Below are 22,144 nucleotides of genomic sequence, written 5' to 3'. Positions count from 1 at the left end.
AACACCTGTCGGTGTGGTTGTAAAATAACGCCATTTATTTTCTTAAGAAATAGTAAAAAGGCCATAAATGCACAAACTATTGCATTGACAAATAAAATGGAGATGTGGCAGGCAAATAAAAGAATATGGATTTTCTGCTAATTCACTGTCTGAAACCCTGCACTGAGAATAATTATAATCTACAGCCGGAAGTTAAGGGATAAAGGCTCAGACCAGGCCGGGAAGGAAGGGAGTTCAGGGCGACAGAGGCTGGCAAAGCGCAGGCTTTGCCAGCCCTTTTTTTAGAACAGACGCTGCTTCGCTTCCGCAATAGCAAATGCAACCTGCTGAGGCGATACGCCGCCCTGCGCATTACGCTTATCCAGGCAGGATTGCAGCGCCAGAATCGGATAGACATCCTCTTCAATCACCGCGCTGAACGGCTGTAACTGCGCCAGCGACAGGGCTTCCAGTGCCACGCCCTGCCTGATGGCCTCGACCACCACTTCGCCGACAATGTGGTGCGCTTCACGGAACGGCACCCCTTTAGCGACCAGATAATCTGCCAGTTCAGTAGAGTTGGCGTAACCCTGCTCGGCGGCTTCCTGACAACGCGGACGCTTCACCTGCAGGCCATCCAGCACCAGCACCGACATATGCAGGCAGTCGAGCCAGGTATCGAGCGCGTCGAATAATCCCTCTTTGTCTTCCTGCATATCCTTGTTGTAAGCCAGCGGCAGGCCTTTCAGCGTCATCATCATGCCGGTCAGTGCGCCCTGTACCCGGCCGCACTTGCCGCGGATCAGCTCCAGCGCATCCGGATTTTTCTTCTGTGGCATCAGCGATGAACCGGAGGTCACCTTATCGGACAGTTCGATAAAGCCCGCTTCACCGGTGTTGAAGAAGATCATATCTTCGGCGAAGCGCGACAGATGGACCATGCCGATCGCAGCGTCAGAGAGCAGTTCCAGCACATGGTCGCGGTCTGATACGGTATCTAGACTGTTGCGCGTGGCGGAAGCAAAGCCCAGCCAGCCCGCCAGTTGCTGACGATCAATTTCATACGCCGTACCGGCCAGCGCGCCACAGCCCAGTGGGCTGACGTCCAGCCGTTTCAGGGTATCCTGCAGGCGACTTTCATCCCGCGCCAGCATTTCCACATAGGCCAGGCACCAGTGCGCAAATGTCACCGGCTGCGCCCGCTGCAAGTGCGTGTAGCCCGGCATCACCGCATCCTGGTTAGCTTCAGCGGTCACTACCAGCGCCTGCTGTAGCTCACGCGTGGCGCCCAGCAGCGCCTCGACCTGCATTTTGCACCACAGCTTCAGATCGGTGGCGACCTGATCGTTACGGCTACGTCCGGTATGCAGTTTTTTTCCCAGCGATCCCACTTTGTCGATCAGCTGACCTTCAACCCAGCTATGGATATCTTCGGCGTCGCTCTGCAAAATCTGCTCAGGATTGGCGCGCACCGAGGCCAGCAAGTCATTCAGTGCCGCTTCCAGCTGCTGCTGTTCATCCTGTGTCAGGACATTGACCGTCACCAGCGCTTTGGACCAGGCGACCGAGCCAATGATGTCCTGCTCCGCCAGGCGGTAATCGAAGCGCAGCGAATCGTTGAACTGTTTGAAACGTTGATCTGCTGCCTGGGTAAACCGTCCACCCCAAAGTGCCATGGGAAACTCCTTTAAATCATTAAACAAAGGGCGGCATAAATGCCGCCCCTGAGCTCAAACGGTGAGGCGAGGCGCACCTCGCCTGAAGATTACTTCTTCTGCTCGTTCAGGGCGCGGATGCGCGAAGAGAGTGAGAACAGACGGATAAAGCCGCCAGCGTGACGGTGGTCGTAGACTTCGTCTTCGCCAAAGGTCGCGAACTCTTCCGAGTAGAGGCTGTTAGGTGAACGCTTCTGCGTCGCCGTTGCCTGACCCTTGTAGAGCTGCAGGACCACTTCGCCATTCACCTCTTCGGCCAGTGATTCTGCCGCCGCCTGAATTGACTTACGCAGCGGTGCGAACCAGCGACCGTCGTAGACCACGTAAGACATTTCCTGACCCAGCTGTTCACGCCATTTAAAGCTATCGCGATCCAGTACCAGCTGCTCAACCGCACGCAGCGCGTTAACCATGATGGTGCCGCCTGGGGTTTCATAACAGCCACGGGATTTGATGCCGACCAGACGGTTTTCGACGATATCGATCCGACCCACACCATGCTTCGCGCCGATTACATTGAGTTTTTCCAGACACTGGAACGGGCTCAGTTTTTCGCCGTTCACGGCCACGACCCGACCTTTCTCAACGGTCACCGTCACTTCTTCTGGCTGATCCGGCGCCTCTAAAGGATCGACGGTCCAGACCCAGCAATCTTTATTCGGAGCATTGGCCGGACTTTCCAGCACGCCGCCTTCGGTGGAGATGTGCCAGGCGTTTTCATCACGGCTGTAGATTTTTTCCAGCGACGCGGTGGTCGGGATGTTGCGCTCTTTCAGGTAATCCAGCAGCGCTTCACGCGAACGCAGGTTCCATTCACGCCACGGCGCGACCACTTTCAGCTGCGGAGCCAGCGCGGTGTAGGTGGTTTCGAAACGCACCTGGTCGTTACCTTTACCGGTTGCGCCATGACACAGTGCATCCGCGCCCACTTTCAGCGCCAGTTCAACCTGCGCTTTCGCGATGATAGGACGCGCCATTGAGGTGCCCAGCAGGTAGGTGCCTTCGTATAATGCGCCGGTCTGCAGGACCGGATAAACGTAATCGCTGATGAACTCTTCACGCAGATCAACCACGTGGCACTCAGAAGCACCAGACTGCAGCGCTTTCTTCTCTACGCCTTCCAGATCGCTGCGCTCCTGACCGATATCGGCCACAAACGCCACCACCTCACAGCCGCCGTAGTTCTCTTTCAGCCATGGAATGATGGCCGACGTATCAAGACCACCGGAGTAAGCCAGAACGATTTTTTTGATGCCTTGCGTTTGCATTTCGTAATCCTTGAATCAGAGTCGTTAAGCGAGAATCCGGGTGCCAATCGGCACGCCGTTAAACAGGTCAGGCAGCCGCTCGGCATGACGCCAGCTGGCGATATCCACCGGTCGGCCCAGCGTACGCGCCGCATCCAGCGCAGCGTGGACCTTCACAATCATGCCATCGGTAATGATGCCCTGGGTAATCAGTTGTTCCGCTTTGTCGGCGGTCATCTCTTCGATACGCTGGCCTTTGCCGTCGAGGATACCGCTGACGTCGGAGAGCAGGACTAAATCCGCGCCAAGAGTGGAAGCCAGCGCCGTCGCCGCCTGGTCAGCGTTGACGTTCATCAGTTCGCCATCATCGGTGATACCGATAGAACTGACCACCGGCATATAGCCCGCCGCCAGCAGCGTGTTCATCAGCGCCGGATTACCCGGCATGGCGTGACCTACGTGGCCCAGTTCTTCATCAAACGGGGTAACGTTGACCATGCCGGCATCGCCCAGACAGAGCCCCACCGCGTTGATGCCGGTTTTTTTCGCCCACGCCAGCAGCGTTTTATTGGCGGTTCCCGCCAGCGCACCGGTAATAATGTCGATCTGATCGGCCGGTGTGACGCGCAGGCCATTCTTTTTCTTCACCGGCAACGCCAGCTTTTTCATCAGTTCATCCACCAGGCAACCGCCACCGTGGACAATAATCAGCGGGCGCTGATGGGCGCTGCGGTAGGTCAGCAGCGCATCAAACAGACGGGCCAGCGCTTCTTCGCTGTCTAACAGCACACCGCCCAGCTTGATAATCAATGGATTGGTCATGGTTTACTCGTCCGTTAAGTCAGTGACGTGGTTTCCGGGAAGCCGAAGCGAATATTCAGACACTGTACGGCCTGCGATGCGGCGCCTTTCAGCAGGTTATCTTCGGCTGCCACCACGATCAGGTGCTCGCCCTGTAGCTCAAAACCGATATCGCAATATGGCAGACCGACCACCGCTTTCAGTGCCGGCACACCCTGCTCGTAGAGCCGGACCAGAGGCTTATCGTGGTAGGCGCGCTGGAATACTGCCGCCACATCCTCGCGGCTCACGCCCGGATTTAACCGGCAGGTAATGGTCGCCAGAATGCCGCGCGGGAAGTTGCCCAGATGCGGCGTGAAAATCACCGGCGTGCCGAGATGGGCGACGATTTCCGGGTGATGACGATGATTGAACAAGCCGTAAGGGTGCAGGCTGACTTCGCAGAAGCTGGTGCCGACGCTGGCTTTACGCCCTGCGCCACTCACGCCGCTGGTGGCGTTGATCACCGGCCACTGTGCCTCGTTTAGCAGCCCGGCATCCACCAGCGGTTTCAGTGCCAGCTGAGCCGCGGTCGGGTAACAACCCGGTACCGCCACCAGCTGCGCCTGTTTGATCTGCTGATGCTGATATTCTGCCAGGCCATACACCGCTTTATCCAGCCAGTCGCCATGCTGATGGGTGAAGCCGTAGAAGCGGGTATAAAACGCAGGATCATTGACGCGGAAGGCGCCGGACAGGTCAAAGACCACACAACCGGCCTTGAGAAATTCCGGAGCCAGATCGTGGCTGACTTCATGGGCCGTAGCCAGGAATACCACATCCACTTTATCTGCCCATTCCGACGCATGGCTCAGCGGCTGCAGCGGGAGATCCACCACACCTTTCAGCTGAGGATGCAGATCGGACAAGCGCTTACCCGCATCAGGACTTTGCGCCGAAACCGCTAAAGCGGTTATGTTGATATCTGGATGGCGATTCAGGAAGGTGGCGAGCTCTACGCCAGCGTAACCACTGGCACCCACGATCAGCGTATTCAACATCAGGCTGTAACCCTTTTTACAGTCACACGTTCCGGGTCGCGGCCTTGCCCCGTTGCCCACAATGCCGTTTGCAGCGATTTCTGGTTCACATGCAGACGACGTTAATGTATTTTTATTCACTATTAATGCATGAATATTGATACATCCTAACTCAAGGACCGTCAACAGTGAAGACAAAATTACCGCCTTTTATCGAACTCTACCGCCAGTTGATCGCCACACCGTCGATCAGCGCAACCGATGCCGCACTGGACCAGAGTAATGAAACTTTAATCAATTTGCTGGCTGGCTGGTTTCGTGACCTCGGCTTCAGCGTTGAAGTGCAGCCGGTTCCCGGTACCCGCAATAAATTTAATATGCTGGCCCGAACCGGCAGCGGCGCAGGCGGCCTGCTGTTAGCCGGTCATACGGATACCGTTCCGTTCGACGATGGTCGCTGGACCCGCGATCCATTCACCCTGACCGAACACGACAACAAGCTCTACGGGCTGGGCACAGCAGACATGAAAGGCTTCTTCGCCTTTATTCTCGACACGCTGCGCGATGTGGATGTGACGACGCTGAGCAAACCGCTCTATATCCTTGCCACCGCCGATGAAGAAACCACCATGGCCGGCGCGAAATATTTTTCTGAATCGACCCAGCTGCGTCCGGACTGCGCCATCATTGGCGAGCCGACCTCACTCAAGCCGGTTCGGGCGCACAAAGGGCACCTGTCGAACGTGATCCGCATTGAAGGCAAGTCGGGCCACTCCAGCGATCCGGCGCGCGGCGTTAACGCCATTGAACTGATGCATGAATCGATCACCCATCTGATGCAGCTGCGCCATACGCTGCAGGAGCGTTACCACCACGACGGCTTCGCGATTCCCTATCCCACCATGAACTTCGGGCATATCCACGGCGGCGATGCGGCTAACCGTATCTGCGCCTGCTGTGAACTGCATATGGATATCCGACCTTTGCCGGGCTTATCGCTCAGCGATCTGGATGGGCTGCTGAACGAGGCACTGGCGCCGGTCAGCGCGCGCTGGCCTGGTCGTGTAACGGTCGCCGAGCTGCATCCGCCTATTCCGGGTTATGAATGTCCGGCGAACCATGAACTGGTCAGCGTGGTGGAAAAACTGCTGGGCACGCCAACCGAAGTGGTGAACTACTGCACCGAAGCACCGTTTATTCAGCAGCTCTGCCCGACGCTGGTACTGGGGCCAGGCTCTATTAATCAGGCACATCAGCCAGACGAATTTATTGATACCGCATTTATTAAGCCGACACGGGCGCTTATCAGTCAGGTTGTGCAGCATTTTTGTCACTGATTAACAATAAATGGGGCATTTCACTGCGATAACGGTAAAATGCCCTGTCATTCTGCGGCATTTAACAATAAGAATAACTTATCCCGCTCCGCTCCTGATAAATTCCATGAATTTCGGACAGTTAGCCACACGTTCGCCCCACTTTAACTCATTTGACGTACGCAGCATTACGTGGCTAGATAAAAGACGATGTTATGCCCACCGGGTGACTATCCAGATATTTTCAGATTGCAGGCAGGCGGCAACTGAGCACATTCCCCGTAGATGACCGGGAAGATAAAGTTGCTGCTTTTTCTGCTGCCTGAAAAGGGTCGGGTGTAGAAGTTTTTCAAGACGATAAGGGTGTCAGGGTCCAATGAACGAACAATATTCCGCAATGCGAAGTAATGTCAGTATGCTCGGCAAACTGCTCGGGGATACGATTAAGGATGCGCTGGGTGAGAACATCCTCGACCGGGTGGAAACCATCCGTAAGCTATCCAAGTCATCCCGTGCAGGTAATGACACTCATCGTAAGGAACTGCTTAATACGCTGCAAAACCTCTCCAATGATGAGTTATTGCCGGTAGCCCGCGCGTTTAGCCAGTTCCTTAACCTCACCAACGTGGCTGAGCAGTACCAGACCATTTCGCACAGCGGTGAAGGCGCCAATCATCCCGAACTGCTGAAAAAGACCTTTGAGACCCTGAAGCAGCAGAGTGACATCAGCGAAAGCGCTATCCGCGAGGCGATTGAGTCGCTGTCGCTGGAGCTGGTGCTGACCGCGCACCCGACCGAAATCACCCGCCGCACGCTGATTCACAAACTGGTAGAAGTGAACAGCTGTCTGAAACAGCTCGATCACAGCGACATTTCCGACTACGAGCGTAACCAGATTATGCGCCGTCTGCGCCAGCTGGTGGCGCAGGCCTGGCACACCGACGAGATCCGCAAATATCGCCCGACGCCGATCGATGAAGCCAAATGGGGCTTTGCGGTGGTCGAGAACAGCTTATGGGAAGGCGTACCCGCCTTTCTGCGCGAGCTGAACGAGCAGGTGGAAGAGGCGTTCGGGATGAAATTACCGGTTGATTTCGTGCCGGTGCAGTTCACCTCCTGGATGGGCGGCGATCGCGATGGCAACCCCAACGTCACGGCGGCGATTACCCGCCACGCGATGCAGCTGAGCCGCTGGAAAGCCGCCGATCTGTTCCTGCGCGATATTGGCGTGCTGATTTCCGAGCTGTCGATGTCCGAGTGCAGCGATGAAGTGCGCGAACTGAGCGGCGATCCGGAAGCGCTCGAACCTTATCGGGTGATCCTGAAACGTCTGCGCAGCCAGCTGCTGACTACCCAGGCGTTCCTTGAGCGTCGGCTGAAAGGCGAACGTCTGCCACGTCCGGCGGACCTGCTGGTCTCGAACGACCAGTTGTGGGACCCGCTGTATGCCATTTATCAGTCGCTGCAACAGTGCGGTATGAGCATCATCGCCAACGGCCAGCTGCTTGATACGCTGCGCCGCGTGAAGTGCTTTGGCGTACCGCTGGTGCGTATCGACCTGCGCCAGGAGAGCACCCGTCATACCGAAGCGATTGCGGAAGTGACCCGCTATCTTGGCCTTGGCGATTATGAAAGCTGGTCGGAAGCTGACAAACAGGCCTTCCTGATCCGCGAACTGAACTCAAAACGTCCGCTGCTGCCACGCAGCTGGGAACCCAGCGATGAGACGCGCGAAGTGCTGGAAACCTGCCGCGTTGCGGCTGAAGCACCGCAGGGCTCTATCGCAGCGTACGTTATCTCGATGGCGAAAACGCCGTCTGACGTACTGGCGGTTCATCTGCTGCTGAAAGAGGCGGGCATCACCTACGCCATGCCGGTAGCGCCCTTGTTTGAAACGCTCGATGACCTGAACAATGCCAATGATGTGATGAGCCAGCTGCTGAGCATTGACTGGTATCGCGGCTTTATTCAGGGCAAACAGATGGTGATGATTGGCTATTCTGACTCTGCGAAAGATGCCGGCGTAATGGCGGCCAGCTGGGCGCAATATCAGGCGCAGGATGCGCTGATCAAAACCTGTGAAAAAGCCGGGATTTCGCTGACGCTGTTCCACGGACGCGGCGGCACCATTGGCCGTGGCGGCGCACCGGCCCATGCGGCTCTGCTGTCACAGCCGCCGGGCAGCCTGCGTGGCGGTCTGCGCGTCACTGAACAGGGCGAGATGATCCGCTTCAAATATGGCTTACCGGAAGTCACTATCGCCAGCCTGTCGCTCTACACCGGCGCGATTCTTGAAGCAAACCTGATGCCGCCGCCGGAACCGAAACGTGAATGGCGCGACATTATGGATCAGCTCTCCGCCGACTCCTGTGCGATGTATCGCGGCTATGTGCGTGAGAATGCGGATTTTGTGCCCTACTTCCGTTCGGCAACGCCGGAGCAGGAACTGGGTAAACTGCCGCTGGGCTCACGTCCGGCCAAACGCCGTCCGACCGGTGGCGTAGAGTCGCTGCGTGCGATTCCGTGGATTTTCGCCTGGACGCAAAACCGTCTGATGCTGCCCGCCTGGCTGGGTGCCGGTGCCGCGCTGCAACAGGCGATGGTAGCGGGCCATCAGGATCAGCTGGAAGCGATGTGCCGCGACTGGCCGTTCTTCTCAACCCGTCTTGGTATGCTGGAGATGGTGTTCTCGAAAGCTGATCTATGGCTGGCGGAATATTACGATCAGCGTCTGGTAGAGAAATCCCTCTGGCCGCTGGGCAAACAGCTGCGCGATCAGCTGGATGCGGATATCAAAGCGGTGTTAACCATTGCCAACGACTCTCACCTGATGGCCGATGAGCCGTGGATTGCCGAGTCGATTGCACTGCGTAACGTCTATACCGATCCCCTTAACGTGCTGCAGGCGGAACTGCTGCACCGTTCACGTGCGCAGGAAGCCCGCGGAGATGAACCGGACGCACGCGTTGAGCAGGCATTAATGGTCACCATCGCCGGTGTGGCGGCAGGTATGCGCAACACTGGTTAAGCCGATACGGGCGTGACATCCGCGCCCGGTACTGATAATAAAAAAAGTCGGGATTATCCCGACTTTTTTACTGGCTGAAAGGGCGTCATTACGCTGCCGCGACGGCGGGACGCACACCCAGCGTATGGCAGATGGCATAACTCATTTCGGCGCGGTTCAGGGTATAGAAATGGAAATCTTTCACTCCTTCGCGCGACAGAATCTTCACCATATCCATCGCGATATTGGCACCCACCATTTTGCGCGTTTCGGCATCATCATCCAGACCGGCAAACATCGCATTCATCCAGCCCGGTACGCGTACGTTAGTCAGCGTGGCAAAGCGTTGCAGCTGTTTAAAGTTCGAGACCGGCAAAATGCCCGGCACAATTTCCACGTCGATGCCGGTTGAAACGCAGCGATCGCGGAAGCGTAAATAGCTTTCGACGTCGAAAAAGAACTGGGTGATTGCCCGGCTGGCACCGGCATCGATCTTCCGCTTCAGGTTGATTAAATCCGCCTGCGCGCTTTTGGCTTCGGGATGGACTTCCGGATAAGCCGCCACCGAAATATCAAAATCACCGACCTCTTTCAGCAGCGAAACCAGATCGCAGCCATACATGTCGGGTTTACCGCCGCCCGGAGGCAGGTCACCGCGCAGCGCCACGATATGACGAATACCGTTATTCCAGTAATCCTGCGCGATGCTGCGCAGCTCTTCGCGTGTGGCATCGACACAGGTCAGATGCGGCGCCGCTTCCAGACCGGTGCGATCTTTAATCCCTTTGATAATGCTGTGGGTGCGATCGCGCTCGCCGGAATTTGCACCGTAGGTGACAGAAACAAATTTGGGTTTCAGGCTGCTCAGGCGATCGATTGAGGACCACAGCGTCTCTTCCATTTCGCTGGTGCGAGGCGGGAAAAATTCAAATGAGACATTAATTTGCCCGTTCAGCTCTGCCAGGCTCTGGTTTAGCGCTTCGCGCTGATTGGCATGAAAGAAACTCATCCTGCACCCTCATCGATCACATCGGTTAACTAACGGCCTGCAAACATCCATACGTTTAGACGTCCAGATGTTCAAAATGACGCAATCCTGCGTCAGCGTCAACTAAAAAATGATCAACGGCGCGGATAAATATTCATTCAGGTTGAGGGAAATTCACGATGAGCACAGAGAGAGAATCAAACAGGCGCCGAAGCGCCTGAAAAAAGAGAGAAAGAAAGGATTACAGCAGTTGCGCCAGGCGATTGATATCTGACTGAATGGCGCCCGCGGTCACATCGCGTCCCGCGCCCGGGCCACGAATCACCAGCGGATTATCACGGTACCAGCGGCTTTCAATGGCAAACACGTTATCGCACGGCAGCAACGCAGAGAGCGGATGCTCCGGGCGGACGGCTTCAACACCGACACGGGCTTTACCGTTGCCATCAAAGCGGGCAACGTAGCGCAGCACCAGCCCTAATTCCTGCGCGGCTTCCAGCCGTTGCAGCATCTGTTCATTCAGCTCTTCCCCGTTTTCAAAGAAATGGTCGATAGAGCCCTGCTGACAGTTATCCGGCACCAGCGATTCAACGCGCACCTGATCCGGTTCGATGTCATAACCCGCTTCGCGTGCCAGAATCACCAGCTTGCGCATCACGTCCTGTCCGGAGAGATCGACACGCGGATCGGGCTCGGTTAAGCCCTGCTGCCACGCCTGATCCACCAGCTCAGTGAACGGCACGGTGCCGTCGAACTGCAGGAACAGCCACGACAGCGTGCCGGAGAAGATACCGCTAATCGACAGAATGGTATCACCACTGTCACGCAGATCGCGCACCGTGTAGTTAATCGGCAGACCCGCGCCGACCGTCGCGTTGTATAACCAGTGGCGACCGGTTTTGGTAAAGGCATCACGAATTTGCCGCCACGTCTGGCTGTCAGAGGCACCGGCTACCTTATTGGCGCTAATGACGTGAAAACCGTGGCTGGCGAAATCGAGATACTGCTGCGCCAGCGGCGTGCTGGCGGTTACGTCCAGCACCACCAGGTCGTCAAACGGGTGCGCCCGCATCCACAGGAACAGCGACTCTTCATCACGCTCAAAGGCTTCGTCATCAAAAAAGGCCAGCGCCCGACTGGCGTCCAGTCCCTCATAGCTCAGCAGGCTGCGGCAGCTATCCGCCACACCGGCCAGCACAAATTCAAATCCGGTACGCGCCGACAGCGTTTCCTGATCGCGCGCGAACAGTTCCAGCCAGCGTGAACCGATGTTGCCTTTACCAAACAGCATCAGCCCGATGCGCTTTTCAGCCCGGAACAGCGACTGATGCAATCCCTGAATCAGATGCTGAGTCGGACCGACGCGCAGCACCGCCACTACGCTGATGTGCTGCTCTGACTGCCAGATAAACTCCACCGGCTGATCTTTTAACTGCTGCCAGAAACGATGGGTATGCAGCGGGTTACGGGTGACGCCCGCGCCCACCAGCGCCACCAGCGCCAGCCCGTCGCGTAGCTGCAGATGGCCCGGAAAACCGGCATCCTGTAACAGCGTAAAGGCGCTGTTAACCACTTCTGAAGTGTAGCAAAGCTGCAATAACTGACGATCGGGATGGACGCCAACGGCCAGCGGGCGCAGCTGGGCGCGCTTCAGTAGCAGATCGATCTCTTTATGCAGAATGGCAAAATCGTGCTGCTCCGGCAGCTGGATCTCAATCAGGCACACGTCATCGTGACTGGTCACAATACGGGCGCCGGTGCCGGACGCCAGCACCCGCTCAATGCGGGTCGATCCCTGTTCCGGCTGGTAGCTACAGCGCAGTTGCAGATCGATGTCGCTGCCTGAAACCGGCTGCAGAGTGCGGGTGTGCAGCACCGGCGCAGCCAGACGCGCCAGTTCACTGGCTTCATCCAGCCTTAACAGCGGCAGCAAACAGGCATCCGAAACTTTACGCGGATCGGCACTGTAGACGCCCGCCACATCACTCCAGATGGTGACGCGGCCAACACCGGCCAGCGCGCCAATCTGCGTTGCAGAATAGTCGGAACCGTTACGTCCGAGCAGCACAGTTTCACCGGCATCGTTCCGGCTGATAAAGCCGGTCACCACGATGCGCTTGTGAGGATGCTGCGCCAGCAGGGTTTGCAACAGCGGCCATGACTTGCCTTCATCCACCTGCGGTTGCGCGGCGCGTTCAGCCCGCAGAAAGTCGCGTGCATCGAGCCAGCAGGCCTGCATATCGCGCTGGTTCAGCACCGCTGACATCAGACGGGCCGACCAGACTTCACCGTGCCCTACCACTTCCGCATAGACCGCGTCAGTCAGCGTGCCATCCAGCAGGGCGGCCAGCTTTTCCAGATCGCGGATAAAAGCGGTCACTAAAGGTTCTGCGACCTCAGCAGGCAGCAGCGCGCTAATCAGCTCGCTTTGATAACGCCGTAAAGCCTGTTGCACCTGGTGCGCGGAGAGCCGATCGCTCTGGCTGAGCTTCAGCCAGTTAATCAGCTGGTTGGTGGTCGAGCCCGCCGCCGACACCACCATCATGTCACCCGGCTGGCTGTAATCCGCCATGATGCTGGCCACGCGCTGATAGCAGCGCGCATCCGCCAGGCTACTGCCGCCAAATTTATGCAACTGCCTGATATCCGGCGTGCCCGCACCTGCTGAAATCGTCATGCTTAACCCTCGGCTGCGATCCGGAATGCATTATCCAGATCGGCAATTAAATCTTCGTGATCTTCGATGCCGACAGAAACACGCAACAGCGTGTCGGAGATGCCCGCTGCAGCACGCGCTTCTGCCGACATTCCCGCATGCGTCATGGTCGCGGTGTGGGAGATCAGACTCTCCACGCCGCCCAGCGATTCCGCCAGCGTAAATAGCCGCAACGCTTTCAGGAAGCGGCGCAGCAGGGCTTCGTCACCATCGACTTCGAAGCTCAGCATCGCGCCAAAGCCGCGTTGCTGTCGCGCTGCATGTTCGTGTCCGGCGTTTTCCGGCAGCGAAGGATGATACAACTTTTTGACCTGTTTCTGTTGCTTCAGGTAATCAACAATCGCTAATGCGTTGCGTTGCGCCGCGGCCATGCGTGGCGCTAAGGTACGGATGCCGCGCAGCAGCAGATAACTGTCAAAGGCCGAACCGGTGACGCCAATATTGTTGGCCCACCACGCCAGATCGGTCGCCAGCTGAGGATCTTTGGCGATCACCGCGCCGGCCACCACATCGGAGTGACCATTGAGGTATTTGGTGCAGGAGTGAATCACCAGATCGGCTCCCAGCGCCAGTGGATTCTGTAACGCCGGACTCATAAAGGTGTTATCCACCACGCTAATGGCACCGGCATCGCGAGCCGCCGCACAAATCGCGCTGATATCAACCACCCGTAACAGCGGATTGCTGGGGCTTTCGATCAGCACCAGCTTCGGTTTCTCATCCAGCGCGGCCTGCAGCGCATTCAGATCGCCCTGATCGACAAATTTCACCCGATAAGCGCCGCGCTTACTCAGGCTGTCAAACAGCCGGTAGCTGCCGCCATAACAGTCGTGTGGCGCCACCAGCAGGTCGCCAGGCTTCAGGAACACCGTCGTCACCAGGTGAATAGCCGACATCCCGGTATTGGTTAATACCGCACCGGCACCGCCTTCCAGTTCAGCCAGCGTCCGCTGCACCACGTCGCGGGTCGGATTCCCACGGCGCGAATAGTCATGGGCGCGGGGCTCGTTGAAATCGAGAAAGTTATAGGTGCTGGAGAGGTGAATCGGTGGGACAACACAGCCATATTGCTCGTCATCATTCAAACCGCTGCGTACTGCGATGGTTGCCTGTTTGCGCGTCATGGGACTTATTGTTCCTGAAATGTGAAATGTTGAGGCACAGGATATCACCCCTTAATTAGACGTCAATACATCTGGACATCTAAATGTCTTTGCGTATAGATTGAGCAGAAAGGCAATAACCGCTAAAATTATGCGTCATCGCCTGGCGCTCACCCGGTCGTTAAGCCGCTGTGAGCGAAGAAAACCCGCCATATCAGGGGTCAGGCAGGAAAAAATCAGGCATAATCCGCTGATTTCCTCACATTTAACGTTTATTAATTAAGGTATCCCATGGCTGAATGGAACGGCGAATATATCAGCCCGTACGCCGAGCACGGTAAGAAGAGCGAGCAGGTCAAGAAGATTACGGTTTCTATCCCCTTGAGCGTGCTGAAGATTTTAACGGATGAGCGTACTCGTCGTCAGGTGAATAACCTGCGTCACGCGACGAACAGTGAGCTGCTGTGCGAAGCGTTTTTGCATGCTTTTACCGGTCAGCCACTGCCAGATGATGTCGATTTGCGTAAAGAGCGCAGCGATGAGATTCCGGAAGAAGCGAAAAAGATCATGCGCGACATGGGTATCGATCCTGATACCTGGGAGTATTAATCCGCCAGGCCTGTTTCGCTTAACGTCGCTGTGTTTCAGATGAGCAGAGCCCGCACCGGGATGCTGCTCATCTGACCTATCACGCCGCTGACTCCTCCTTAATCGTCACCTTCCCTCCCATTTTGATTTTTCCTGTCTGAATGTCGCAGAGAAAATAATAGCCATCAAAGTTTTACATTATCGCAATATTTTTGTTCCAATATGGGATCGCATTCAATCCGGTAATGGAGGAATTACTATTGTTCATAATTACCTGACTCCGTAAAATTTTCCAAAAAAAGCGAATATTTTACAGGAATACGATGGCATCAATTTATCTGACAAAAAAACATAAAAACCTTTCGCCCGTTATTATTATATTTGCCATTATAATCTTCATTTTTTCTGACCGGACACAAGCTGCGCCGGTACTGGAACAAAAAAACAGTGCAACTCATGCACTTTTACAGGATCGGATACGCAAAGAGCAGTTAATTCCTAAACCGCAGCAAACACCCTCTGAAAAACAGACTGCCGGGCATGAGGAAATTCGCTTCCCGAATGAAGCGATCTGCTACCGGATCGATAAAGTTAATTTAAAGCCGGATAGCGAAAAACTTCACCTTGAAAAATTAAGCTATTTTACTGCTCAGGCCGAAGGAAAATGTCTCGGCATTGCGGGCATCAGACTGCTGGCAAAAACTCTGCAAAACGAAATAATCAGGCTGGGATATATTACCACGCGAGTTAACCTACCCGATCAGAACCTTTCAGCTCATACATTAAATTTTGAAATTAATGCGGGTAAGGTGGGCAATATCTTCGTCAATAAAGCAAGCGGCGATTATATCAACCTCGGTAATACGTTACCGCTAAAAGAGGGCGATATACTCGAACTTGGCGATCTTGAACAGGGCAGCCTGAATCTGCAGCGCGTACCGGGTTCGCAGGTCAGGATCAATGTGTTGCCGGGTCGTGAAAAAGGCGAGAGTGATATTCATATCCGGCGCGAACAGGATAAATACTGGCAGGTGGGAGCGTGGATCAATGATGCAGGCTCGGTCGCAACCGGCCGTTACCAGGCAGGCGGTGCGCTCTATTTCAATAACATCACCTCGATGAGTGATACTTTCTACCTGTCATATGGCCATGACATTGCCCCAGGGCATACGGTTAAAGGCAACAGTAATCAGTCTGTGGGTTATTCCATCCCGTGGGGTTACTGGTGGCTCGATCTTTACGCCAGCCAGAGTCAGTATCAGCAATACATCACCGGTAACTGGGCCAGCTGGCGATTAAATAATAAAAATCGTTATTACAGCGCTCAGCTTAATCGTTTGCTCTCTCGCACCGTGCATCAGACCACCACGGCGGGCCTGCAAATCTTTAATACCGAAGCGCGCTATTCTCTCAATGAGGTCGATCTCGTCAGCATGCATAAAAGAAATGCGGGCTGGAAAGCGGTGCTGCAACATCAGATCCGCTACGATAATGCCGGTCTGGCCGCCAGCCTGAGTTATCAAAAGAAGATGCCATGGTTTAATAGCAGCCACACGGCTGAGCAGCAATACCGGCTCATCGATAAAGAAGGCAGAATTGTCACCTTCGATCTGGAAGGCTCAGTTAACTTTCGCCTGTACGACAACTGGCTCAACTATTCTCCTCATCTCAGCCTGCAATATTCGCCCGATAAACTTTCTTCTCTTGATCGCTTTTCGCTGGCAAATCGCTGGACCGTGCGCGGTTTCGATGGCGAAAACACCCTTCAGGACAATAAGGGATGGTACTGGCGTAACGACATCAGCTGGCTATTCCCCGGCAAGCCGGTGCAACCTTATATCGGCCTTGATGCAGGCCAGGTTTATGGTCATTACAGCCAGCAATATTACACCGGTAAAACCGTCATCGGCAGCGTGATCGGCTTACGGGGCCAATACCAGCAAACGCACATTGATATTTTTGCTGGCACACCACTAAAAAAACCACAATCATTTCATACTGACCCACTTACGCTGGGTTTCTCATTACAATGGAAATATTAAAAAAAGGAGGATGATCTTAATTTCATCGCAGATTACAAACATTTAAAAACATTAATTCATTAAAGGGTAAACATGAAAAAGCATAAAATCAGCCTGTTATTTATGGCCACATTAGCCACGCTTTGCAGTTCGTCCGCTTTTGCTGCATTGAATAGTTACACTCATGCCAACGGATCGACTGTCATTAATATCAATCAAGCGGATGCCAATGGTCTGTCGCATAATATGTACCAAAATTTCAATGTGACAAATAAGGGAACCATCATCAACAACAGCACCACAGATTTGGTGCGTGAAAGCGGCAATATTGCGCGTAATAGCAATCTGGATCGCTCTGCCAGTCTCATTCTTAATGAAGTCATTTCCAAAAGCCCATCTGCACTCAACGGATTTATTGAAGTTGCTGGTCAGAAAGCGGATGTGATCATTGCCAACCCGAACGGAATTAGCTGTTCTGGCTGTAGCTTTATCAATACCGGACGCGCGACGTTAACAACGGGGACCCCAACCTTCAGCGATGGTACATTAACCGGCTTCAAAGTCGCTAAAGGTACGATAGCTGTTAACGGTAAAGGTCTGAAAGGGGCCGATTACACCGACCTGCTGGCGAAAAAGATTAATATTCAGGGCATGATTGAAACCAGCCAGTTGAACGCGATTGCGGGAACCTATGATTACGATATCGCCTCTGCTCAGGTGACTGCGAATGGCAACACACGGCTGTTCAGTAACAGTATAGATGTGAGCGAACTGGGTGGTGCAACGGCAGGTATTATTCAATTGCAGACCACTGAGGCGGGAGCGGGAGTCAACAACAGTGGCATCCTAAACGCCAGCGGCCTTTATATCGCCTCTAATGGCGCGCTGACTAACAGCGGTACCCTGCAAAGTGGCGTCATCAGTGCGTCAGCCATCAACGGGATCACCAATAAAGGGCATCTTTCTTCAGCTCAGACAGCGCTGCAGTCGTCCGGCACATTTAATAACAGCGGTACCATTGAGGCCACTGATTATATTAATGTCGTCAGTGCAGGAAAATTTTCCAACAGTGAAAACGCGCAAATTACGGCAGCAGGTAATATCAACGTCGTTTCTATCGCCGGTGATATTGAGAATACCGGTAAAATCAGTGCCGGAAAAACTCTGGTGATGCAGACCGGCTATGGTTCAGTTGACGGAACGATGACCGCCATCGCTAACACCCGTCTGCTCAACTCTGGCTCGCTTCAGGCAGGTAATATCAGTCTGAATGCGGTTAAAGAGATTAATCTGTCATCGGGTGGAGAGGTCACCACACCAGGCACAGCTTATCTTTCAGCGTCAAAAGTTTCGAATGCTGCGACCCTGACCGGCCAGAACACCTCGATTGTGGCTAATGAAGTGCAGAATAGCGGCCTCATGCAGACCACCGGAACGTTAAGTGTCTATGGTAAAAACGACATCCTGAATACCGGCACCTTAAAAGCGGGCACGCTGGCGCTGACAACGGATGAGAAAATCAGCAATTCGTCCTGCATATTGTGGGTATTGTGCACCAAAGGCACCATGGAGGCGGATAAGATCACCATCACCGCACCCAAAATCGCGAGTCTCAGCGATCTGGATGGTCACTATTCCACGCAGACACTTGAGCTGAATAAGCCTGCTGCTTCTTCAGAACCGGCCTCCAGCCTGTAGCCGGTGGTAAGACAGAAATAAAAAAACCCAGCCGAAGCTGGGTTTTTTCTTGCCGCCGAACCCGCAGGTTCAGGTGCCTTTTAATCTTATTTTTTAGCGCCTGGCACGCTGAAACGCTTGTTAAAGCGGTCAACACGGCCACCAGTTGCCACTTCACGCTGCTTACCGGTATAGAACGGGTGGCATTTGCCACAAACGTCCAGGTTCAGTTCGTGAGTCAGTGTTGAACGGGTGTGAATCTCGTTGCCGCAGGTACATTTGATAGTAACTGCTTCGTATTTCGGGTGAATACCTTGTTTCATGGGAAACCTCATATAAGGCCGTGTCGCTCTCCGTGCCAGGTCAGAACCTGCACAGCACCACACGCGGTGAACAGTAAAGGGTGTACTCCGGCAAGATCTTTCTCACCGAAGGCGCAACATTATACAGCTAACTTTCGCCTGCTGCAAATTTATGCTGAGATACCCGCCACCGGGGTCAGCGTGTACACTAGCTTCCCCGATTGATTGAGCCGGAAAGAGATCGCTATGCCCGTTGTTCAGGTTGCCCTGCCCGTCCCGTTGCCCCGCCTGTTTGACTATCTGCCGCCGCTGGGCGCGCAGCCGGTGATTGGCGGTCGCGTGAGCGTGCCGTTCGGCAACCGCAGGATGATCGGCATCGTGGTTGCACTGCGCGACAGTAGCGATCTGCCGGAAGCGCAACTAAAGCGCGTGGCGGAGGTGCTGGACAGCGAGACGCTCTATCCGGCGTCGTTGTGGCGCATCCTCAACTGGGCCGCCAGCTACTACCATTCACCGCTCGGGGAAGTGCTGAGCCATGCGATCCCGGTGTTGCTGCGTCAGGGTAAACCGGCGCAGGACAATCCGTTATGGCAATGGGTCATCACCGAACAGGGTCGCGCCACCGCGCCTGAAACGCTGAAGCGCGCCCCAAAACAGCAACAGGCGCTGGCCGCGCTGCGTCAGCGACCGCTCTACCGTCATCAGGTGAGTGAACATGATCTGACAGATGCGGCGATGCAGGCGCTACGGGCAAAAGGCTTATGCGATCTGCATGAGCATCAGCCACAGATGCATGACTGGCGCACCACCTTCGCGGTCAAAGGCGAGCGCCTGCGGCTGAATACCGATCAGGCGATGGCGGTGGGCGCAATTCGGGCCGAAGATGAACAGTACGCCGCCTGGCTGCTGGCAGGTATCACCGGTTCCGGTAAAACAGAAGTTTATCTCAGCGTGCTGGAAAATGTGCTGGCGCGCGGCAGGCAGGCGCTGGTGCTGGTGCCGGAGATTGGCTTAACCCCGCAAACCATCGCCCGTTTCCGTGAGCGCTTTGATGCGCCGATCGATGTGCTCCACTCCGCCTTAAATGACAGTGAGCGGCTGGCGGTCTGGCTGCGCGCGCGACGGGGCGAAACCGCCATCGTGATCGGCACCCGCTCGGCATTGTTTACCCCACTGGCCCGTCCTGGGGTGATCATTATTGATGAAGAGCACGACAGCTCCTATAAACAGCAGGAAGGCTGGCGCTATCAGGCGCGCGATCTGGCGGTGTTTCGCGCCCATGAAGAGAACATCCCGATAGTGATGGGGTCGGCAACCCCGGCACTGGAGACGCTGCACAATGTTCGCAGCGGTAAATATCGCCAGCTCGACCTGACGAAACGGGCCGGGAATGCCAGACCGGCGCTGCAACAGCTGATCGACCTGAAAGGCGTGCAGCTGACGGGCGGGCTGGCACCGGCGCTGATCGGCAAAATGCGTCAGCATTTACAGGCTGACAATCAGGTGCTGCTGTTTCTCAACCGGCGCGGCTTTTCGCCGGCGCTGTTGTGTCACGATTGCGGCTGGATTGCCGAATGTACACGTTGCGATCGCTACTACACGCTGCACCAACACCATCGCCAGCTACGCTGCCACCATTGCGACAGCCAGCGTCCGCTGCCGAATCAGTGTCCGCAGTGCGGCTCGACACATTTATTACCGGTTGGCGTCGGCACCGAGCAGCTGGAGCAGCAACTCGGGACGCTGTTTCCCGGCATTCCGGTGTCACGCATCGATCGCGATACCACCAGCCGCAAAGGCGCGCTGGAGCAGCATCTGGCCGATGTCCATCGCGGTGGCGCCCGCATCCTGGTCGGTACCCAGATGCTGGCGAAAGGTCACCATTTCCCTGATGTCACGCTGGTCTCGCTGCTGGATGTCGATGGCGCGCTATTCTCGGCTGATTTTCGCGCTGCTGAGCGGTTTGCCCAGCTCTACACCCAGGTTGCCGGTCGCGCCGGTCGTGCCGGTAAACAGGGCGAAGTGCTGTTGCAGACCCATCATCCGGAACATCCGCTGCTGCAGACTCTGCTGCATAAAGGCTATTTTGCCTTTGCCCAGCAGGCGCTGCTGGAGCGCCAGGCGGTGTTCCTGCCGCCGTGGAGTCGCCATGCCCTGTTCCGGGCGGAAGATATGGATAATCAGCAGGCCGCAGAATTTCTGCAGCAGCTGCGAAATCTGCTGGAGTCGAGCCCCCTGAATGACAGCTCAATGTGGTTTATGGGCCCGCTGCCCGCTTTGCAACCCAAACGCAGTGGCCGCTGGCGCTGGCAGTTACTGCTCCAGCATCCTTCGCGTCAGCGTCTGCAACAGTTACTCAGCAGTTCCCTGCCGCTGGTTTCGACCCTGCCCGCCGCGCGCAAAGTAAAATGGACGCTGGATATCGATCCCACCGAGAGCTGAAGCGGATGACTCTGCGAGCCAGATCGAAAAAAGTCGCATAAGTCACAATTTTTATGCAAATTAAGTAACAACCAGCCGGGCAATCGTTAACAATGTTGCCCGGCTTGCTTTTTGGACAGGCAAAACAGAATCGAACGCGCCATAACGCGTCAGGAGCATGTGTTGGAGCAGAATCAACAACCGCCCGCCGCCACTATGAAAGACGTTGCGGAAAAAGCGGGCGTCTCAACCGCCACCGTTTCGCGTGCGCTGATGAACCCGGAGAAAGTTTCAGCCGCAACCCGTCAAAAGGTTGAGCAGGCGGTAGCGGCAGTGGGATATGCGCCGCACGGGCTGACGCGTAATGCCCGCCGTAACGATACCCAGACCATTCTGGTGATTGTTCCCGACATCTGCGATCCCTTCTTCAGCGAAATCATTCGCGGCGTCGAAGTTACGGCGGCCGAAGAGGGCTATCTGGTGCTGATTGGCGACTGCGCGCACCAGAATCAACAGGAAAGAACCTTTCTCAATCTGATGGTCACGCGACAGATTGATGGCATGGTGCTGCTTGGCTCACTGCTGCCCTTTGATGCCAGCGTCGATGAGCAGCGTAATTTGCCGCCAATGGTGATGGCGAATGAGTTTGCCCCGGAAATGTCGCTGCCCACCGTTCACATTGATAACCTGACCGCCGCGTTTGAAGCGGTCAATCATCTGCTTCAGCTGGGGCACCGGCAAATTGCCTGTATCGCCGGGCCAGAAGAGATGCCGCTCTGTCAGTATCGCCTGCAGGGGTATGTTCAGGCGTTGCGCCGCAGCAGCCTGACGGTCGATCCTACCTATATTGTGCGCGGCGATTTTACCTTTGACGCGGGCGTGGCGGCGATGAAGCAGCTGCTGTCATTACCACAGCCGCCGCGAGCTCTGTTCTGCCACAGCGATATTATGGCGCTCGGCGCGATGAATCAGGCCAGGCGCAGCGGACTGCGGATACCGGAAGACCTGTCGGTAGTCGGGTTTGATGATATTGAGCTGTCGCGTTACTGCGAGCCGCCGCTGACCACGGTGACACAGCCGCGCTATCAGATTGGTCGTGAAGCGATGCTGCTGCTGCTGGATGAGTTGCAGGGTAAACGCGTCAGCAGTGGATCACGGCTGCTGGATGCCGGGCTGACGATTCGTGGCAGCACCGCGCCAGCAAAAAAGCGTGAAAAATAAGCGTAATCCTGTGCTTTTTTCAG

15 protein-coding genes are annotated in these 22,144 nt (G+C 55.5%); 7 read left to right on the top strand and 8 right to left on the bottom strand.

All coding sequences use genetic code 11. From position 1 onward, the window contains the following. Positions 1 to 281 precede the first annotated feature (281 nt). From argH to argC, 4 genes are all read right to left on the bottom strand, one after another. Positions 282 to 1,655, bottom strand: a complete 1,374-nt coding sequence (gene argH / locus WFK59_RS21580) for an argininosuccinate lyase (RefSeq protein WP_233986266.1) — start codon at positions 1,653 to 1,655, stop codon at positions 282 to 284. A gap of 89 nt (positions 1,656 to 1,744) precedes the next feature. Further along, positions 1,745 to 2,962, bottom strand: a complete 1,218-nt coding sequence (locus WFK59_RS21575; RefSeq protein ID WP_031377640.1) for an argininosuccinate synthase — start codon at positions 2,960 to 2,962, stop codon at positions 1,745 to 1,747. Positions 2,963 to 2,986: 24 nt separating this feature from the next. Continuing rightward, positions 2,987 to 3,763: an acetylglutamate kinase gene (argB, locus tag WFK59_RS21570; protein WP_031377641.1), complete on the bottom strand. Its 777-nt coding sequence runs from the start codon at positions 3,761 to 3,763 to the stop codon at positions 2,987 to 2,989. 14 nt (positions 3,764 to 3,777) lie between these two features. Further along, a complete protein-coding gene (gene argC, locus WFK59_RS21565; RefSeq protein WP_233986248.1) occupies positions 3,778 to 4,782 on the bottom strand; it encodes an N-acetyl-gamma-glutamyl-phosphate reductase in 1,005 nt (334 codons plus the stop codon). A 167-nt stretch (positions 4,783 to 4,949) separates the two neighbouring features. Here argC and argE point away from each other — a divergent pair, with 167 nt between their 5' ends. After that, positions 4,950 to 6,098, top strand: coding sequence for an acetylornithine deacetylase (gene argE, locus WFK59_RS21560; RefSeq protein WP_233986237.1), 1,149 nt, complete (start codon positions 4,950 to 4,952; stop codon positions 6,096 to 6,098). Between the two features lie 355 nt (positions 6,099 to 6,453). Beyond that, positions 6,454 to 9,105: a phosphoenolpyruvate carboxylase gene (gene ppc, locus WFK59_RS21555; RefSeq protein ID WP_233986230.1), complete on the top strand. Its 2,652-nt coding sequence runs from the start codon at positions 6,454 to 6,456 to the stop codon at positions 9,103 to 9,105. A gap of 88 nt (positions 9,106 to 9,193) precedes the next feature. On the opposite strand, the gene metF is transcribed toward ppc, so the two are convergent. The 3 genes from metF to metB all read right to left on the bottom strand — a co-directional run bounded on the left by metF (position 9,194) and on the right by metB (position 13,912). Continuing rightward, positions 9,194 to 10,093: a methylenetetrahydrofolate reductase gene (metF, locus tag WFK59_RS21550; protein WP_233986219.1), complete on the bottom strand. Its 900-nt coding sequence runs from the start codon at positions 10,091 to 10,093 to the stop codon at positions 9,194 to 9,196. Between the two features lie 220 nt (positions 10,094 to 10,313). Next, complete coding sequence (locus WFK59_RS21545; RefSeq protein ID WP_336757265.1) at positions 10,314 to 12,749, bottom strand: bifunctional aspartate kinase/homoserine dehydrogenase II; 2,436 nt, start codon at positions 12,747 to 12,749, stop codon at positions 10,314 to 10,316. 2 nt (positions 12,750 to 12,751) lie between these two features. Beyond that, positions 12,752 to 13,912 carry a cystathionine gamma-synthase gene (gene metB, locus WFK59_RS21540; protein ID WP_233986020.1) on the bottom strand — a complete coding sequence of 387 codons (1,161 nt, stop codon included), beginning with the start codon at positions 13,910 to 13,912 and terminating at the stop codon, positions 12,752 to 12,754. Positions 13,913 to 14,182: 270 nt separating this feature from the next. Here metB and metJ point away from each other — a divergent pair, with 270 nt between their 5' ends. From metJ to WFK59_RS21525, 3 genes are all read left to right on the top strand, one after another. Beyond that, positions 14,183 to 14,500, top strand: a complete 318-nt coding sequence (metJ, locus tag WFK59_RS21535; protein WP_003851225.1) for a met regulon transcriptional regulator MetJ — start codon at positions 14,183 to 14,185, stop codon at positions 14,498 to 14,500. A 302-nt stretch (positions 14,501 to 14,802) separates the two neighbouring features. After that, entirely contained in the window at positions 14,803 to 16,521 is a 1,719-nt protein-coding gene (locus WFK59_RS21530; RefSeq protein WP_336757263.1) for a ShlB/FhaC/HecB family hemolysin secretion/activation protein, read from the top strand. Positions 16,522 to 16,593: 72 nt separating this feature from the next. Then, a complete protein-coding gene (locus WFK59_RS21525) occupies positions 16,594 to 18,198 on the top strand; it encodes a filamentous hemagglutinin N-terminal domain-containing protein (protein WP_336757261.1) in 1,605 nt (534 codons plus the stop codon). Between the two features lie 86 nt (positions 18,199 to 18,284). On the opposite strand, the gene rpmE is transcribed toward WFK59_RS21525, so the two are convergent. Further along, positions 18,285 to 18,500, bottom strand: coding sequence for a 50S ribosomal protein L31 (gene rpmE / locus WFK59_RS21520; RefSeq protein WP_003851227.1), 216 nt, complete (start codon positions 18,498 to 18,500; stop codon positions 18,285 to 18,287). Between the two features lie 225 nt (positions 18,501 to 18,725). Between rpmE and priA the strand changes: the two genes are divergently transcribed. Together priA and cytR are read left to right on the top strand one after the other, a co-directional pair. Further along, the gene (gene priA, locus WFK59_RS21515; protein WP_336757259.1) at positions 18,726 to 20,921 is read left to right on the top strand and encodes a primosomal protein N'; all 2,196 of its coding nucleotides are present in this window, start codon (positions 18,726 to 18,728) and stop codon (positions 20,919 to 20,921) included. A gap of 162 nt (positions 20,922 to 21,083) precedes the next feature. After that, positions 21,084 to 22,121 (top strand): DNA-binding transcriptional regulator CytR, encoded by a 1,038-nt coding sequence (cytR, locus tag WFK59_RS21510; protein ID WP_336757258.1) that lies wholly within the window; start codon positions 21,084 to 21,086, stop codon positions 22,119 to 22,121. Positions 22,122 to 22,144: the final 23 nt, after the last annotated feature.

Origin of the sequence: Pantoea sp. USHLN298 (assembly GCF_037149395.1) — a bacterium.
In the GTDB taxonomy this organism is placed as follows: domain Bacteria; phylum Pseudomonadota; class Gammaproteobacteria; order Enterobacterales; family Enterobacteriaceae; genus Pantoea; species Pantoea astica.
The sequence above is the reverse complement of the archived record's forward strand: the minus strand, read 5'-3'. Positions and strand labels throughout refer to the sequence as shown.